Consider the following 15,518-nt stretch of genomic DNA (forward strand, 5'->3'; position numbering starts at 1 on the left):
AGGCCGGGGCTGGAGTCGATGCAAAGGCTAAATCGCAACGCGACGGCGTAACCCGATAACAACACTCAGCAATACCAAACTACCGATCCCTATCATTCCCCCCCCGCCGCTACTGCTATTACCTCCGCTGGCGACCGACTGAGAGCCTTCGACGGCATCACCCGCCCCGTCGTAATTGGCGAGGAAGGGATCAACGGCAAACTCCGGTGTCATCTGATTGAGGAAGCCCTGGCCTATTTCTCCCTCCAGCCAGGTCGTTTGACCCGCCACTTCCGAATAGACACCAGGCAGTCGCCCGGCACAGCCTTCGCCAAAGCTGACTAGCCCAACTAAGCGTAAACCGAAGTCGCTATCTCCAGCGGCAAGCGGATCCTGCCACACCAAAGGACCTCCCGAATCGCCGAAACAACTGTCTCTGCCAAGCGTAGGCGATACCGAACCTGCACAGAGGAAGATAGCCGCCTCGCTACTGTTGATATTGCTCCCCCACATAGAGTTAGAGCGACAGATATTATCCGGCACCCCTGAAAGCAAGGTTTGCTGAAGCCGGGTTGCCCCGGAGCTGGAATCATTGGCATCGGTGCTCCCCCAGCCGGATACCAATAGGTTAGGCTGACGCTCACCATCTGTTACCCAACCATTGGCAAAAGCCTCGTCAGCACGCTGCTGCTCAGCCGTAGAGGCGAGGCGAATAGGTAAGGCGTCGTCCGGTAAAGTGCTGGATAGCTTGAGGATGGCCATATCATTGGCAAACCGAGAAGAGTTGTAATTAGGGTGGAGTACGATTTCACTCACTGACACAGAATTTAGCGAGCCAGCACTGAATATACTGGTAATGCCAGCCCACACCCGTACATTTTCGGGTTTGGCCGTCTCGCTACCGTTTCGCATGCAGTGGGCGGCGGTCAATACAACATCAGCACTGATAACAACACCACCACAGATAAATGTCCTTTCGTCCGATCCCTCGCCGAACGTCATATTAAGGTAAGCCTGCCAAGGAATTTCATTCGTTCCAGACTCAATTCCACCAATAATTTTGGCTTGCGGCTCGGGGTCATCACTGTAAACAGAGAATGGAAACAACATCGCCCAAGACAGCAAAATAAACAGCAGCTTACGCATCGACTCATTCCTCTACGGCATCATTTTATTGAGTATACGACACAATCTCTTTTTTAACTTATGAGAAACAAATGAGAAACAGTGAAATAACTTGCCATTCTTTGACTGGCGTCATAGGTCGTGCAGTCAGGATTAGCTACATTCATAGAGAAAGCAAAATAAAGAAAGTTATACAGCCTGCAATGCGGGCAATAACAACAAATAGCTCACCGTTATTGAGGAGGCTCTATGTTTACCGTTTCCGACATGATGACGCCCTGCCCCCATACCTTGACCGCATCCCACACTCTGGCCGATGCCAAGCGGATAATGGCAAAACATCATATCCATCATGTACCTATTACCGACAAAGACAACCACCTTATTGGCTTAGTTAGCCAGCGAGATATCTTATCAGCGCAAGAGTCTAGTCTTGAGCAAATATCCAAAAGCACCTTTATCTCAGCTCTGGATATCCCCCTTGAGCAAACCATGCACCGTAACCTGAGAAGCGTCGAGCCGACGGCTGGGCTGAAAGAAGCGGCACTCTACATGCAGAAACACCAGATTGGCTGTTTACCCATTGTCGACCACAATAAACTAGTAGGGATCATCACTGATACTGACTTTGTCTCCATCGCCATCAATTTACTGGAGCTGCAAGAAGAGGTCGAACCGATTGAAAGCGACTCTGCATCCACCTACTGAAACATCAGCCAAGCACTGTGCCAGAAAGCCCAGCGATATTTAGCCGCGCATGAACTTTCTGGCTCACCTCCACCTTGCCCAGCAGTGCAATAGCCACCTCGCAGGTAACCTGCTAGCCGATTTCGTCAGGGGTGATCCCTATCGGCAATTCGAACAAGACATCGCAGATGGCATCAAGCTTCACCGCTTCATCGACAGCTATATCGATGCGATGCCGGAGGTACGCCAATGCCGGCAACTGTTTGGAGCGGACACCCGTCGGGTCAGCGGTATCGCCCTCGATATGGTCTGGGACCACTTTCTGGCTCGTCACTGGCAGCAATTCCACCCTCAGACACTGCCTGATTTTGTTCGCGAAGCCAGGGCCGAAGTCGAGCAATATCAACACAATATGCCAGAGAACTACCTCCTTACAGTGAACCGGATGTGGCAGCAAAACTGGCTTTTGAAATACCAGTACCCCGAGTCACTGGAAACATCCTTAACCCGGATGGCCAGCCGTAGGCCACGGCTCCACCAACTCGCCCTTACTCCCGCCGTTTTGATGATTAACTATAACGAGTTAGAGCAACAGTTCTTTTCGATTTACCCGCAAGTCGAACAGGCTGCAAAGCGCTTTCGACCTTGAAAAAAAGAGCGCCAATAAGGCGCTCAAAAATCAAAAATAGATTGTCAAAAATACTAGGAGGTTTGGTATACCAGTTATTTGAACTGCTCTTCCTCAGTCGAGCCAGTCAAGGCTGTCACCGACGAGTTGCCCCCCTGAATGGTATTGGTCATCTTATCGAAATAGCCGGTACCCACTTCCTGCTGGTGAGCGACAAAGGTATAGCCTTTATCAGCTGCTTCGAATTCTGGACGCTGCACTTTCTCGACATAATGACGCATGCCTTCGCCCTGAGCATAAGAGTGAGCCAGTTCGAACATGTTGAACCACATATTGTGGATACCAGCCAAAGTAATGAACTGGTACTTATACCCCATATCCGATAGCTCCTGCTGGAACTTAGCAATAGTCTCTGCGTCCAGATTCTTCTCCCAGTTGAAAGAAGGCGAGCAGTTGTAAGCCAACAGCTGGTCTGGGTACTGGGCATGGATAGCCTCGGCAAACTTACGTGCCTCTTCCAGACAAGGGGTGGCCGTTTCACACCAAATCAAATCGGCATAAGGTGCATAGGCAAGGCCGCGGGCAATCGCCTGATCAATACCGGCACGCACGCGGTAGAAGCCTTCTTGAGAGCGCTCACCGATAATAAAATCTTTATCGTATGGGTCACAGTCTGAGGTCAATAAGTCAGCGGCATTGGCATCGGTACGGGCAATAACCAAGGTTGTAGTACCTGCCACATCCGCAGCCAGGCGTGCGGCAACCAATTTCTGTACCGCTTCCTGAGTCGGCACCAGTACTTTACCCCCCATATGACCACACTTCTTCACAGACGCGAGCTGATCTTCAAAATGCACACCGGCTGCCCCGGCGTCAATCATGTTGCGCATTAGCTCATAGGCATTCAGTACACCACCGAAGCCGGCTTCGGCATCCGCGACAATTGGCAGGAAGTAATCGATACCTTCTTCAGGTGAGCTACCGGTTGACCATTGGATTTGGTCCGCACGGCGGAACGAGTTATTGATGCGCTTGACCACAGCCGGAACTGAATCTACCGGGTACAGCGATTGATCAGGGTACATGCTTGAGGCTGTATTGTTATCGGCAGCGACCTGCCACCCGGAAAGATAAATCGCTTCGATACCCGCTTTGGCCTGCTGTACCGCCTGACCACCGGTCAACGCGCCCAAACAGTTAACGTACCCTTTTTTTGCGTCACCGTTGACCAGATCCCACAGTTTGTCGGCACCGCGTTGGGCTATGGTGTTGGCCGGGGCAAAAGAGCCGCGTAGGTTAATGACCTCTTCCGCAGTGTAGGTACGCTTAACATGCTTCCAACGTGGGTTTTCCGCCCAGTCCTTTTCCAATGCTTCAATTTGTTGCTGGCGAGTCAATGTCATAATGATGTCCCTCGTTTCATTTGGCGATAATCGCATCACATTTTGTTATTGGCGAAACTGACTTTTTATTGGCCCGATAAGATTAAACGGTCACGGGCCTTTTCTCGTTATTGGCTTTTTTAATGTTGCTAATTGGTGTACTTATTTCTTTCAGTGCGACCTATCCACCGCTATGAAAGATACTCATAGCCCGGTAAGGTCAGGAAGTTAACCAGCTCATCACTGGTGGTCAGCTGTGACATCAATACCGCAGCCTCGTTGTATCTTCCCTGTTGGAAATGCTCACTGCCCAGCTCCTGCTCAAGCACTTGCATCTCATCTTTCAGCATTTGTTCAAACAGCGCTTTGGTTACCACACTACCGTTACTTAGCGATTTACCGTGCTTGATCCACTGCCAGATTGAAGCCCGTGAAATTTCAGCGGTCGCCGCATCTTCCATAAGACCGTAGATAGGTACACAACCATTACCGGAAATCCAAGACTCGATATATTGCACGGCCACACGAATGTTATGACGCATTCCCTCTTCGGTTCTGTCCCCTTGGCATGGCTCAAGTAGCATATCAGCGGTGATCGGAGCATCGTCGCTGCGCGAGATATCCAGTTGGTTAGTACGCGATCCTAATACCTCATCAAATACCGCTCTGGCGGTGCTGGCAAGCCCTGGGTGAGCAACCCAAGTCCCATCATGGCCGTTGTTGGCTTCCAGTGATTTATCGGTTTGGATCTTGTTAAGTACCCATTCATTACGCTCAGGATCTTTGGATGGAATAAAAGCGGCCATTCCCCCCATCGCAAATGCCCCACGGCGGTGGCAGGTTCTGACCAGCAGTCGTGAATAAGCATTGAGGAAAGGCTTTTCCATCGTCACGACTTGACGATCCGGCAAAATGCGATCGGGATGATTGCGCAATGTCTTGATGTAGCTGAAAATATAATCCCAGCGGCCACAGTTAAGACCCACAATATGCTCTTTGAGGCTGTAGAGGATTTCTTCCATCTCAAATACTGCTGGCAAAGTCTCAATCAGAACCGTGGCTTTAATCGTGCCTCTGGGCAGCTCAAAGGAATCCTCGGTATAGCTGAAGACTTCACTCCACCATGCAGCTTCCTGATAAGCCTGTAGCTTAGGAATGTAGAAATAAGGACCGCTGCCTTTCTCTAGCAGTTTCTGATAGTTATGATAGAAATACAAAGCAAAGTCGAGCAGGCAACCTGGAATGGGCTCCCCCTGCCAAAGCAGGTGTTTTTCAGGTAAGTGCAAACCACGCACCCGGCAGATCAACACCGCAGGGTCGTCGTTAAGTTGATATTGCTTGCCTGATTCGGGATTAGTGTAGGAAATCGTGCCGTTAACGGCATCTTTGAGATTCTGCTGCCCAGCGAGTACCTCTCCCCAAGCAGGTGCGAAAGAATCTTCAAAATCGGCCATGAAGACTTTGACATCGGCGTTGAGCGCATTGATCACCATCTTGCGCTCGACAGGGCCAGTGATCTCAACACGGCGATCCTGCAAGTCTTGCGGAATATTTTGTACAGTCCACTCGCTATTTCGGATTTCAGCGGTGTCTGGCAGAAAGTCGGGTAGGCTACCGGCGTCAATAGCAAGCTGACGGTGCTCTCGGGTCGCCAATAGCTCAGAAACCCGGCCAGCAAAGCGCTGTACAAGCCCCTCTAAGAAAGCCAACGCTTCATCATTGAGGATGTCAGCCTGCTCTGCCGATAACGGTGTCTGTAGCGATAGCTTCACTTCATGGTTAGTAGACATATCGTTTTCCATTCCTCACGCTCCCTTACGAATGTAACTTAATCACCACCCAAACCAAGTACGCTTTCGTCTACACGCAAACAAACTTGACTTTAACGCCCTATTTACGTTGCCGTAACATACGCCCAATTGCAAGACATGACAATTTGAGCTCGCTAGTGACAGCCCACTCATAACCATAAAAAACAATAACTTATTAAAAGTAGAGCAATAACTCAAAACACTGAATTGAAACAAATTTTAGGCAAAAACTCGGTTTTCATGACCGGATCTTAATTCCCGCCATTTCGTAACTACTTACGTAATTAAATTACACAAAACTATAATTCAAACACTTGTCCTGATTTGCGTTTCAAACATCGTTGATTTTTTTAAAAGCAGTTATATGCTTAAAAAATAATCATAAAGTAGACCAAAATGTCTATTTTTTATACACAGCAAGCATAGTACCTTAATCAACAGGTTTCATTTATTTTTAGAGCGAAACATAATAAACCTACAAATTAAAGGCAGTTTCATCAGATTGGGCTATTGGAAAATACCAACAGGGGATAAGAAATTAGCATTTTGTGCTGAGATAGACGGTTTTATCCAAGCACTTAATTCTCAGAAGGGAAATAAGACAAAGAAGCCGCAAAACTTGCGGCTCCATACTAAAAACTGGCGACAGAATGAAGTGCTTACAGTAATTCTTCGACAATATCAGCAAGTTGATGGAAGGTGCGGGTCCGGCTGGACGTCGGCCGCCATACTAAACCTATTTCGCGGTACGCTTCCTGACCCGGAGGTTCGACCACAACCAGATTTTGGTTATGCAGCAAACCATGATCAATAGCCATCTGCGGGATGAAGGTCGTTCCAAGCCCATTGGCGACCATTTGCACCAGCGTATGGAGGCTGGTCGCGGTGAACGGATTGATCTTCTCTTTGGTAGTCAGTTTACAAGCTGAAACCGCATGGTCGGTCAAGCAATGTTCTTTTTCTAGCAAGAACACTGACTCATCAGGTAAATCAGCATAGCGTAATGGCGTGGTAACCAGCTCAGCCTGATTACGGCTGATCACCATCTTGAAGGCATCACGACCGACCACTTGGCTATGCATGCCTTTAATCTCTACCGGCAATGCCAAGATCAGGACATCCATCTCGCCGCTGCGCAAAGCAGCCAGCAAATTAGTCGTAGTATCTTCGCGCAACAATAAGTTGAGATTCGGGTGCAACCGGTTCACTTCCTGTACCAAATCGCAGAGCAGGAAAGGGGCGATTGTCGGGATACACCCCACCCGCAACTGGCCTTCCATGCCATCTCCCATACAATTTGACAGCTCCATCAAATCTTGGCTTCTGGCTAGCAACTCCCTGCTACGGGCGACGACATCTTCGCCGGTCGAGGTAAAGACCAAAGACTTATTGTCCCTTTCAATCAGCTGACAACCTATCAGCTCTTCGAGATTCTGCACCCCGGAGCTCAACGTCGACTGACTAACAAAGCAACGCTTGGCTGCGTCACCGAAATGCCGGGTTTCAAATAAAGTCACTAAATAGTGCAATTGTTTTAGAGAAGGAAACTTGTTCATCGTAAATTTCGATTACATCAATCTATTTATTCCGCTTTTTTGAATTTATCAGTTTCGTTATAGTTTGTCTCGTCCAAACAGAGAGCCGACCGGAAAGGTAGGCGACAAACCGAATATTTAGGAGCACCAAAATGGTACTAGTAGGTCGTCAAGCACCAGATTTTACTGCTGCAGCTGTTCTAGGTAACGGCGAAATCGTTGATAACTTCAACTTCGCAGAATTCACGAAAGGCAAGAAAGCTGTTGTTTTCTTCTACCCACTAGACTTCACGTTCGTATGTCCTTCTGAGCTAATCGCTTTCGACAAGCGTTTTGAAGACTTCCAAGCGAAAGGCGTTGAAGTAATTGGTGTTTCTATCGATTCTCAGTTCTCTCACAACGCATGGCGTAACACTGCTGTTGAGAACGGCGGTATCGGTCAGGTTAAGTACCCACTAATCGCTGACGTTAAGCACGAAATCTGTAAAGCTTACGACGTTGAGCACCCAGAAGCAGGCGTTGCTTTCCGTGGTTCTTTCCTAATCGACGAAGACGGTCTTGTACGTCACCAAGTAGTTAACGACCTACCTCTAGGCCGTAACATCGACGAAATGCTACGCATGGTTGACGCGCTAAACTTCCACCAGAAGAACGGTGAAGTTTGTCCAGCACAGTGGGAAGAAGGCAAAGCAGGTATGGACGCATCTCCAAAAGGTGTTGCTGACTACCTATCTGAGCACACTGCAGACCTAGCTAAGTAATTAGCAATTAACACCACGCTCACGGTGTTAATCAGGCAACAAACGCAATAGCGTAAAGCCAAAGTCAGCCAATAGGCAAAAATAGAATGAGGCCCGGACACACCGGGCCCTTTTTGTATCTGGACGATGTCATTTTACCCACCTTCCACCTTACATCTTCCATTCGGTTTTTGATCTGACTAATCGTCTCAAAACCCAATATCATCTACACTGCTTGACACCCACCCCTTTGTACAGTCGTTGCTATGACCGTTGACCATATTGAAGTTTGTATCGACAACATTGAATCACTCCACCTTGCCCAGCAAGGCGGTGCCACCCGTATCGAACTCTGCTCTTCACTCACGCTTGGAGGGCTCACCCCCAATGCCGGATTAATGCAACTTGCCGCCAAACACGCCAAGGTGCCGGTTTACGCCATGATCCGCCCACGCCAAGGTGACTTCTTGTTCTCGAGCCAAGACAAGGAAATCATGCTGGCAGATGCCCATACTGCAAAACAGGCCGGGCTCGATGGGCTGGTGATCGGTGCGCTAAACAACGACAGTACCGTTGATGAGGATTTCCTTGCCGAGATCCGGCGCCAAGCCAGCGGAATGAGACTGACCTTCCACCGTGCTATCGACCAGTGCCTGGATCCAATGGCTGCCTTGGACATCATCATGAAGCATAACTGCGAGCGCGTACTCTCTTCTGGGCTCGAAGCCAATGCCTTCGACGGCATCCCAATGCTGCGCAAAATGGTGGCGCACTGTGGTGCACATGTCGCAATTATGGCGGGAGCCGGTGTCAATGCAGGCAATGTCGCACAAATAGTCCAACAGGCAGGTATCAGAGAAGTGCATTTATCGGGTAAATCCACCCGCCCTTCCAAGATGCGCAGCTATGCCAACTCTGCCCATATGGGCAATGCCGATATCGATGATTTCGCTATCCCGGTCACTGCACCTGATAAAATTGCTGGCGTGATACGTGCATTAAGCGCCCTTTAAATCACCGCGATTATGTGTGTCTTTCGAGGCCACTGGTCCATACCAATCTAGATAAGTCGTTGATCTCGTATTTATCTAGATTGGAAAAATAGTGCTATCTACCTCAAGCAATTCGCCATCTCATTCGTCAAATTCCAGTTTCCGAGTTACTCTTTTTCTATCAAGTTGAAGCTAAAATAGAGACTCGCTATGCCTTTTGTCCCACCAAAGAAGAAACTCCAAAAAAGCGATTACGACGCCGAGCTGGAACGGCTGCAAATTGAACTGGTCAAGCTTCAGGAATGGATCAAGCAAGAAGGTCTGAAAGTCGTAGTGGTCTTCGAGGGGCGAGATGCCGCAGGAAAAGGCGGAGTCATCAAGCGGATCACTGAAAAGCTCAATCCACGAATAAGCCGTATTGTCGCGTTGGCAAAGCCTACCGAGAGAGAGCGTACTCAATGGTACTTCCAACGCTATGTCGCACATCTTCCAGCAGAAGGTGAAATGGTACTGTTTGATCGCAGCTGGTACAACCGCGCCGGTGTCGAACATGTGATGGGATTTTGTAGCGATGATGAATACGAAGAGTTTCTCCGTTCCTGCCCAGAGTTTGAAAGGATGCTCAAACGCTCCGGGATCATCTTACTCAAATACTGGTTCTCCGTCTCAGACGAAGAGCAAGAAAAACGTTTTATGGAACGCATCAACACCCCGATAAAGCGCTGGAAGTTCAGCCCGATGGACTTGGAGTCCCGTAGCCGCTGGGCCGCCTACTCTGCCGCCAAAGATCGGATGTTCGCTTACACCGATACCAAGCAATGCCCTTGGTGGGTCGTCGATGCCGACACCAAGAAGAAAGCCAGGATCAATTGTATCTCCCACCTCTTGAGCCAAATCCCCTATCAGGATATCCACTACCCAGATATAGAATTACCAGAGGTCAATAAGGAAGGCTACATTCGAGCACCGGAAGAAAACCAGACCTTTGTTCCCGACTTGTTTGCTGATGAGTAAATGCATCAACAATAAAACAATGTTTTAATTGTTGTGTTTCATGTACTATTCCTGATATTCAGTAGTAAAGGAGTAATTGCACTCATGGCCAAGGATTTATCAGCAAATCTCGATTTAAACTTGCTTAAAACCCTACTGGTCATCTATCAGGAGCAAAACCTGCGCAAGGCATCAGAGCGCCTGTTCGTTACCCAGCCCGCCGTCAGTCATGCCTTGCAAAAACTCCGGCTGCATTTCGAGGACGATCTGTTTACCAAAACCCGTACGGGGCTGACTCCAACTCCCTATGCTAAACAACTCTGCCAGGTATTAGCACCGGCACTTGATGGGCTTTTCCAAGCAGTGAACACCAACCAGGAGTTTGATCCACAACAGCTCACTGGCAAATTGCGCATCGCGCTGGCACCACAGTTTATTTACGCATTAAGCAGTAAACTGTATTTAGCCATTCACCAACAAGCCCCCAATTGCCAAATAGAAGTATTTACCTGGAATGAAGCGACGTTTAGCGAACTACTCAATGGCCAGACCCATATTGCCCTTAATTATGATGTTGCTAATACCAGCAAAGAGCTCCATCGCAAGCCTATCCCAGCCAATAAACCGGTTGTTATAGTCCGAAGAGAACACCCGTATACGAAGTCAGAAATCGGCGTCCTTGATGGATATTCAGTTAAAGCAGTATGGGCCTGTTTGATCGTGCCGGAGCGAAATGAACTGCTGACCGATGTAGAACAGTACTATGCCCAACATAATCTAACAGCCAACATCGGTTTTCGCTCCAGTTCACCAGAGTCAATTTTGCAAGTGGTTAAACAGTCTGATCTCCTCTTTCCGACCCTCGATATAATGGTACCTGATGATCACCCCGACTTTCGTAAACTCAAAGCCCGCATCGACGGCCCACCCATTGATCACACCACCGTTTGCTATTATCACCAATCAAAGCAAAATGATCCTAAAACCCAATGGTTATTTAAGCTTATCGAAAGTTTGCTCCTCAAAACCAAAACGGCCGAACAATAAAAACACCATGCAATAAAACCCACTAATCAGTGATATCAACCAAAGTAATTAGATTGTGTACAGCGTTCAATTTAATATTCTTGCTATCGAAACGGGATAACACGTTTATCTGTACGCACCATATCTAACTAACTTTATGAGACTTCACATGAAAAAGACGGTTTTTGCTCTAACCATTGCTTCTCTGCTATCGGCTCCAGCTTTGGCATCAAAAGAAGGCTTCTACATTGGTGCTGACTTGGCATCTAACAGCCTAGATGGTGACTCATTTGATACCGGCGTTGGCTTAGTCGCAGGTTATGACTTCCAAGTGTCTCCTGACGTCGTAATTGGGGTTGAAGGTGAATACCGTCATTATGGTGAGGACAGCGAGTCTTACCTTGGTGACACCGCAAAACTAAAGGCTTACTCATACGGTATCAACGTAAAACCGAAATATTATTTCAACGACAACTTTTATGCCGGTGCCCAAGTAGGTCTGCACAACCTAGAAGAAGAGCTAAAGCTTACCATTGATGGGCATAGCGGAAAGTTTTCGGACAACAACACTGTCCTATCGCTTGGCGTAGAAGCTGGCTACGACTTCAACCGCAACGCTTCTGTCAAAGGCGGTTACAAGTCACTCGATTCAGACTACGGTAGCTTCTACATCGGCGCCAACTACAAGTTCTAACTCTTTCCAAGCTGGCGGTAGCATACCGTCAGCTCTCATACCAACCTACATAAATATTTGATCAGTCTTGCAGGTTAAAATCGCTGTTCTCTGCGTTAGATATTTTGTAATTAGAGCCACTAGAATGAAACCACGTATTATATTGTTACTTGCTGCACTACTCTCGACCAGTGCTTTTGCCAGTTCGGTTTCAGGGCCATATGTAGGTCTGAAGCTAGGATTTACCGATTACAGCAAGTCAACCCTACCTGGCCAATACGGCCTAACGGCAGGCTATGCGTTTGACATTACCCCAAGGGTAACAATGGGGATGGAACTCAATGCCACTGAGCTTGGAGATAGTATTTTCTTCAAAGGTTTTACTGGAATCGACTATAAAACCTATAGCTACAGTGCAGTATTGAAGCCCAAATACCACTTTATGGCATTAGGTCATCAACCTGGTTATGTTGCTGCAGTTCTGGGAGTAAGCCGAATCGAGGAAAGCCGAAAGTACTATGTTGGGGGAGGTGAATATCAAAAAGATCGCGATCAGGATACGACAGGAGTCTATGGCTTCGAGGTAGGTCGTGAAGTCACACTCAACCTTGATATCATTGGCTATTTCAATTACCAAAAAGCTGATTTGTTCGGTGAAGACAACTATTACCGTAGTTATGGAATGGGGATTAATTACCGGTTTTAGTTCGATAAATAATGGCTCGCCATTCACCGAATATGACGAGCCCCTCGAAACCGCTATTTAAGGATATTTTCCAACTCTTCCTGACTGGTATGGCGAATATCTTTACCCTTAACGAAATAGATAATGTATTCGCAGATATTCTGGCAGCGATCACCGACCCGCTCAATCGAGCGTGCCGACCACATTACCTGCAAGACATTCGGGATAGAACGCGGGTCTTCCATCATATACGTCATAAGCTGGCGGATTATCGCTTCATATTCACGGTCGATACGGTCATCTTCCTGATAAACATCAATCGCCGCCTTCACATCCATCCGGGCAAAAGCATCCAGTACCTCATGAAGCATACGTACCGCACTCTGACCCAATGCCTCCAACGACACCAACAAGTTATATTGCTTGTTAGTGAAGTTTTCCAGCGCCACTTTAGCAATACTTTCAGCGACATCGCCGATCCGTTCAAGATCCGTGATGGTTTTGATAATCGCAATCACCAAACGTAAATCGCTAGCCGTCGGCTGACGCTTGGCAATAATACGAGTGCAGGCTTCATCAATGGCCACTTCCATTGCATTAACCTTGTGGTCGTCTTTAATAACCCGGCGCGCCAATTCAATATCTTGCTTGTGCATTGCCTTTAGCGCATCGGCCAACTGCTGTTCAACCAACCCCCCCATCGCCAACACATGGGTACGAATACTTTCCAACTCGGCATTAAACTGGCCAGAGATATGACGGCCAAGGTTCAAACTATCCAACATTACTTTCTCCTTAACCGTATCGACCCGTGATGTAATCTTCGGTACGTTTTTCTTTCGGGGTGGTGAATATATCATTGGTACTGGTGTATTCCACCAGCTCTCCCATGTGCATAAAGGCGGTATTATCGGATACCCGTGCAGCCTGCTGCATGTTGTGAGTGACGATAATCACCGTATATTTGGTTTTCAGATCATTAATCAGCTCTTCAATAGTCAGAGTGGATATCGGATCTAGCGCCGACGTCGGCTCATCAAGCAGTAGAACCTCCGGCTCAATCGCTATTGCCCGTGCAATCACCAAACGCTGCTGCTGGCCACCTGAAAGGCCAAAAGCATTTTCATGCAGACGATCTTTAACCTCGTCCCACAAAGCAGCACCACGGAGCGAGCTTTCCACCGCATCATCCAACACCCGGCGATTCTTGATTCCCTGGAGTCTAAGGCCATAAACCACATTTTCATAAATAGATTTAGGAAATGGATTCGGCCGCTGGAACACCATGCCAACCCGGCGGCGCAGCGAAGCGACATCAACTCGGCCGTCGTAGATATTCTGCCCGTGCAGCATCACTTTACCGTCAACCTTACAGCCTTCAACGAGCTCATTCATTCGATTGATACAGCGCAATAGTGTCGATTTGCCACAGCCTGACGGGCCGATAAATGCCGTCACCTGGCCTTTGGCAATCCGCATATTGATATCATACAGGGCCTGATGGGTACCGTAATGGAGATCCAGCCCCTCGATTGACAGCGCCGTTTTCTCTTCCGGTAACGCTGACAAATCAACAGGCTCAAACAGGCCAATTGGGGAATTAATTGAAAACATACTCTTTCCTGAATCTCACTATTGCTCCAAGGAGCGGAATTTTTCACGCAAGTGGTTACGGATCCCAATGGCTGTCAGGTTCAAACCCACAATAACGGTGACCAACAAAAATGACGTGGCATACACAAGCGGTCGTGCTGCTTCCACATTCGGACTTTGAAAACCGACATCATATATATGATAACCGAGATGCATAAATTTTCGATCCAAATGCAGGTAAGGAAATTGGCCGTCGATCGGTAACGATGGGGCCATTTTCACCACCCCCACCAACATCAAAGGTGCGACCTCGCCAGCAGCCCGGGCAACCGCCAAGATCAAGCCCGTCATGATCGCCGGACTTGCCATCGGCAACACAGTTCGCCACAGAGTCTCAGCCTGCGTCGCTCCCAGTGCTAGTGAACCATGACGGATAGACGTGGGTATTCTGGCCAAGCCTTCTTCTGTGGATACAATCACCACTGGCAAAGTCAGAATCGCCAGGGTCAACGCTGACCATAAAATACCCGGTGTACCAAATGTCGGTGCAGGTAGCTGATCGGCAAAGAACACATCATCAATTTGCGCCCCAACAATATAGACAAAGAAACCTAGGCCGAAGACGCCGTAAACAATCGAGGGCACACCCGCAAGGTTAATCACGGCAACCCTAATCAACTTGGTAAAGATACTTTTCCCGGCATACTCATGAAGGTAGACCGCCGCCAACACCCCCAGCGGAGTCACAATTACACTCATCAGCAACACCATGAACACGGTGCCGAAAATAGCCGGGAACACACCACCTTCGGTATTGGCCTCACGGGGATCATCGCTGACAAAGTGGCCTAGCTGGCTGAGCCAATGGCCTAGCTTACCTGCAGTCGTAAAGTCATTGGGATACCAATAATCCAAAATCTGCTCGAGCGGCAGCGTAATTTCCTTCCCTGTCATTTCCCGAACAATCAAACTGTCACGATTAAGTTTCTGATGTAACGTCAGCAATTGTTGCTCAATGTGGGTGAACCGCTGCTCGAGCAACTGTCGCTCACCAATCAGTTGAGAAGGATCATCGTATTGACGAGCCTTGTCATTAAGCAACTCAAACTGCTGGTTCAGTTTAACCAGATCCGATTGCTCAATTTGACGGATTAAATCACGAACAATATCAGCTTGCTCCAGGCTGTGCTCAAGCTCTTCGAGTGGGATCGCCTCACCATTATCGGTAAGGCCAACCGGATAACCATAGAAGCGCCCATTCTTCAGCCGTTCTATCACGGCAATACCAGCTGCTGGCTCTTGGCTGACAATATGCGGGCCCAGTATGGTTACAAAGTCACTACCCAGCACATCTCGGTTACCGGTTTTGATAACGTAGCGGATAACAGTGTCGCCATCAAAAATCGTGGTATTGATACCGGCTTCTGTCAATTGCTCAACAGGGACCGTTTTACGCTCATACACCTCACCAATAACCGTGCTTTGGTGACCGTTTTGCTGGATTTCAAACTGATAAACAGGTGCAGGCCAGAAGTAGCCAAGCCCCTTCCAGCCAATCAATAGCAATAAGCCAAGCACCACGATCAAGCTAAGGCTAACAGCACCGGCGGTTAGCCATATCCAAGGTGCGCCTGATTTTAACCATCTATTCATTAAATGCGTAATTCAT

Annotated in this window: 15 protein-coding genes; 8 read left to right on the forward strand and 7 right to left on the reverse strand. The window is 48.2% G+C overall.

Features of this window, described 5'->3' with window-relative positions:
• Positions 1-27: 27 nt before the first annotated feature.
• A complete protein-coding gene (locus ACVA53_RS08975; protein WP_446504921.1) occupies positions 28-1,125 on the reverse strand; it encodes a S1 family serine peptidase in 1,098 nt (365 codons plus the stop codon).
• A 228-nt stretch (positions 1,126-1,353) separates the two neighbouring features.
• On the opposite strand from ACVA53_RS08975, the gene ACVA53_RS08980 reads away from it, so the two are divergent.
• Both ACVA53_RS08980 and ACVA53_RS08985 read left to right on the forward strand, forming a co-directional pair.
• Complete coding sequence (locus tag ACVA53_RS08980; RefSeq protein WP_255040624.1) at positions 1,354-1,812, forward strand: CBS domain-containing protein; 459 nt, start codon at positions 1,354-1,356, stop codon at positions 1,810-1,812.
• A 49-nt stretch (positions 1,813-1,861) separates the two neighbouring features.
• Positions 1,862-2,440, forward strand: coding sequence for an acyl carrier protein phosphodiesterase (locus ACVA53_RS08985; RefSeq protein WP_446504922.1), 579 nt, complete (start codon positions 1,862-1,864; stop codon positions 2,438-2,440).
• 74 nt (positions 2,441-2,514) lie between these two features.
• On the opposite strand, the gene aceA is transcribed toward ACVA53_RS08985, so the two are convergent.
• From aceA to ACVA53_RS09000, 3 genes are all read right to left on the reverse strand, one after another.
• Complete coding sequence (gene aceA / locus ACVA53_RS08990) at positions 2,515-3,822, reverse strand: isocitrate lyase (protein ID WP_255040621.1); 1,308 nt, start codon at positions 3,820-3,822, stop codon at positions 2,515-2,517.
• Positions 3,823-3,992: 170 nt separating this feature from the next.
• Entirely contained in the window at positions 3,993-5,591 is a 1,599-nt protein-coding gene (gene aceB, locus ACVA53_RS08995) for a malate synthase A (protein WP_255040620.1), read from the reverse strand.
• A 680-nt stretch (positions 5,592-6,271) separates the two neighbouring features.
• Positions 6,272-7,168, reverse strand: coding sequence for a hydrogen peroxide-inducible genes activator (locus tag ACVA53_RS09000; protein ID WP_255040619.1), 897 nt, complete (start codon positions 7,166-7,168; stop codon positions 6,272-6,274).
• 131 nt (positions 7,169-7,299) lie between these two features.
• Between ACVA53_RS09000 and ACVA53_RS09005 the strand changes: the two genes are divergently transcribed.
• The 6 genes from ACVA53_RS09005 (at position 7,300) to ACVA53_RS09030 (ending at position 12,277) form a co-directional block, all read left to right on the forward strand.
• The gene (locus ACVA53_RS09005) at positions 7,300-7,908 is read left to right on the forward strand and encodes a peroxiredoxin C (protein WP_036817749.1); all 609 of its coding nucleotides are present in this window, start codon (positions 7,300-7,302) and stop codon (positions 7,906-7,908) included.
• 245 nt (positions 7,909-8,153) lie between these two features.
• Complete coding sequence (locus tag ACVA53_RS09010; protein WP_446504923.1) at positions 8,154-8,900, forward strand: copper homeostasis protein CutC; 747 nt, start codon at positions 8,154-8,156, stop codon at positions 8,898-8,900.
• Between the two features lie 189 nt (positions 8,901-9,089).
• Positions 9,090-9,893 (forward strand): polyphosphate kinase 2, encoded by an 804-nt coding sequence (gene ppk2, locus ACVA53_RS09015; RefSeq protein WP_446504924.1) that lies wholly within the window; start codon positions 9,090-9,092, stop codon positions 9,891-9,893.
• Between the two features lie 84 nt (positions 9,894-9,977).
• Positions 9,978-10,919 carry a LysR family transcriptional regulator gene (locus ACVA53_RS09020; RefSeq protein ID WP_446504925.1) on the forward strand — a complete coding sequence of 314 codons (942 nt, stop codon included), beginning with the start codon at positions 9,978-9,980 and terminating at the stop codon, positions 10,917-10,919.
• A gap of 148 nt (positions 10,920-11,067) precedes the next feature.
• Positions 11,068-11,592 carry a porin family protein gene (locus ACVA53_RS09025; protein WP_255040614.1) on the forward strand — a complete coding sequence of 175 codons (525 nt, stop codon included), beginning with the start codon at positions 11,068-11,070 and terminating at the stop codon, positions 11,590-11,592.
• A gap of 124 nt (positions 11,593-11,716) precedes the next feature.
• Positions 11,717-12,277 (forward strand): outer membrane beta-barrel protein, encoded by a 561-nt coding sequence (locus ACVA53_RS09030; protein WP_446504926.1) that lies wholly within the window; start codon positions 11,717-11,719, stop codon positions 12,275-12,277.
• Positions 12,278-12,330: 53 nt separating this feature from the next.
• Here ACVA53_RS09030 and phoU read toward each other — a convergent pair whose 3' ends face one another.
• From phoU to pstA, 3 genes are read right to left on the reverse strand one after another with little or no spacing between them, the layout of a single operon-like run.
• Positions 12,331-13,041, reverse strand: coding sequence for a phosphate signaling complex protein PhoU (gene phoU, locus ACVA53_RS09035; RefSeq protein WP_255040612.1), 711 nt, complete (start codon positions 13,039-13,041; stop codon positions 12,331-12,333).
• A 10-nt stretch (positions 13,042-13,051) separates the two neighbouring features.
• Positions 13,052-13,870 carry a phosphate ABC transporter ATP-binding protein PstB gene (gene pstB, locus ACVA53_RS09040; RefSeq protein WP_255040611.1) on the reverse strand — a complete coding sequence of 273 codons (819 nt, stop codon included), beginning with the start codon at positions 13,868-13,870 and terminating at the stop codon, positions 13,052-13,054.
• An 18-nt stretch (positions 13,871-13,888) separates the two neighbouring features.
• On the reverse strand, positions 13,889-15,502 hold the full coding sequence (gene pstA / locus ACVA53_RS09045; RefSeq protein ID WP_446504927.1) for a phosphate ABC transporter permease PstA: 1,614 nt from the start codon (positions 15,500-15,502) through the stop codon (positions 13,889-13,891).
• Between the last annotated feature and the right edge of the window lie 16 nt (positions 15,503-15,518).

This window comes from Photobacterium sp. DNB23_23_1 (assembly GCF_052873815.1).

What these genes read in the sequence shown, in the direction of transcription:
- ACVA53_RS09020 (WP_446504925.1), top strand. Translation starts at nt 9,978, where the DNA reads ATGGCCAAGGATTTATCAGCAAATCTCGATTTAAACTTGCTTAAAACC.
- pstB (WP_255040611.1), bottom strand. Translation starts at nt 13,870, where the DNA reads ATGTTTTCAATTAATTCCCCAATTGGCCTGTTTGAGCCTGTTGATTTG.
- phoU (WP_255040612.1), bottom strand. Translation starts at nt 13,041, where the DNA reads ATGTTGGATAGTTTGAACCTTGGCCGTCATATCTCTGGCCAGTTTAAT.
- ACVA53_RS08985 (WP_446504922.1), top strand. Translation starts at nt 1,862, where the DNA reads ATGAACTTTCTGGCTCACCTCCACCTTGCCCAGCAGTGCAATAGCCAC.
- ACVA53_RS09025 (WP_255040614.1), top strand. Translation starts at nt 11,068, where the DNA reads ATGAAAAAGACGGTTTTTGCTCTAACCATTGCTTCTCTGCTATCGGCT.
- aceA (WP_255040621.1), bottom strand. Translation starts at nt 3,822, where the DNA reads ATGACATTGACTCGCCAGCAACAAATTGAAGCATTGGAAAAGGACTGG.
- ACVA53_RS09010 (WP_446504923.1), top strand. Translation starts at nt 8,154, where the DNA reads ATGACCGTTGACCATATTGAAGTTTGTATCGACAACATTGAATCACTC.
- ACVA53_RS08975 (WP_446504921.1), bottom strand. Translation starts at nt 1,125, where the DNA reads ATGCGTAAGCTGCTGTTTATTTTGCTGTCTTGGGCGATGTTGTTTCCA.
- ACVA53_RS09005 (WP_036817749.1), top strand. Translation starts at nt 7,300, where the DNA reads ATGGTACTAGTAGGTCGTCAAGCACCAGATTTTACTGCTGCAGCTGTT.
- pstA (WP_446504927.1), bottom strand. Translation starts at nt 15,502, where the DNA reads ATGAATAGATGGTTAAAATCAGGCGCACCTTGGATATGGCTAACCGCC.
- ACVA53_RS09000 (WP_255040619.1), bottom strand. Translation starts at nt 7,168, where the DNA reads ATGAACAAGTTTCCTTCTCTAAAACAATTGCACTATTTAGTGACTTTA.
- ACVA53_RS08980 (WP_255040624.1), top strand. Translation starts at nt 1,354, where the DNA reads ATGTTTACCGTTTCCGACATGATGACGCCCTGCCCCCATACCTTGACC.
- aceB (WP_255040620.1), bottom strand. Translation starts at nt 5,591, where the DNA reads ATGTCTACTAACCATGAAGTGAAGCTATCGCTACAGACACCGTTATCG.
- ACVA53_RS09030 (WP_446504926.1), top strand. Translation starts at nt 11,717, where the DNA reads ATGAAACCACGTATTATATTGTTACTTGCTGCACTACTCTCGACCAGT.
- ppk2 (WP_446504924.1), top strand. Translation starts at nt 9,090, where the DNA reads ATGCCTTTTGTCCCACCAAAGAAGAAACTCCAAAAAAGCGATTACGAC.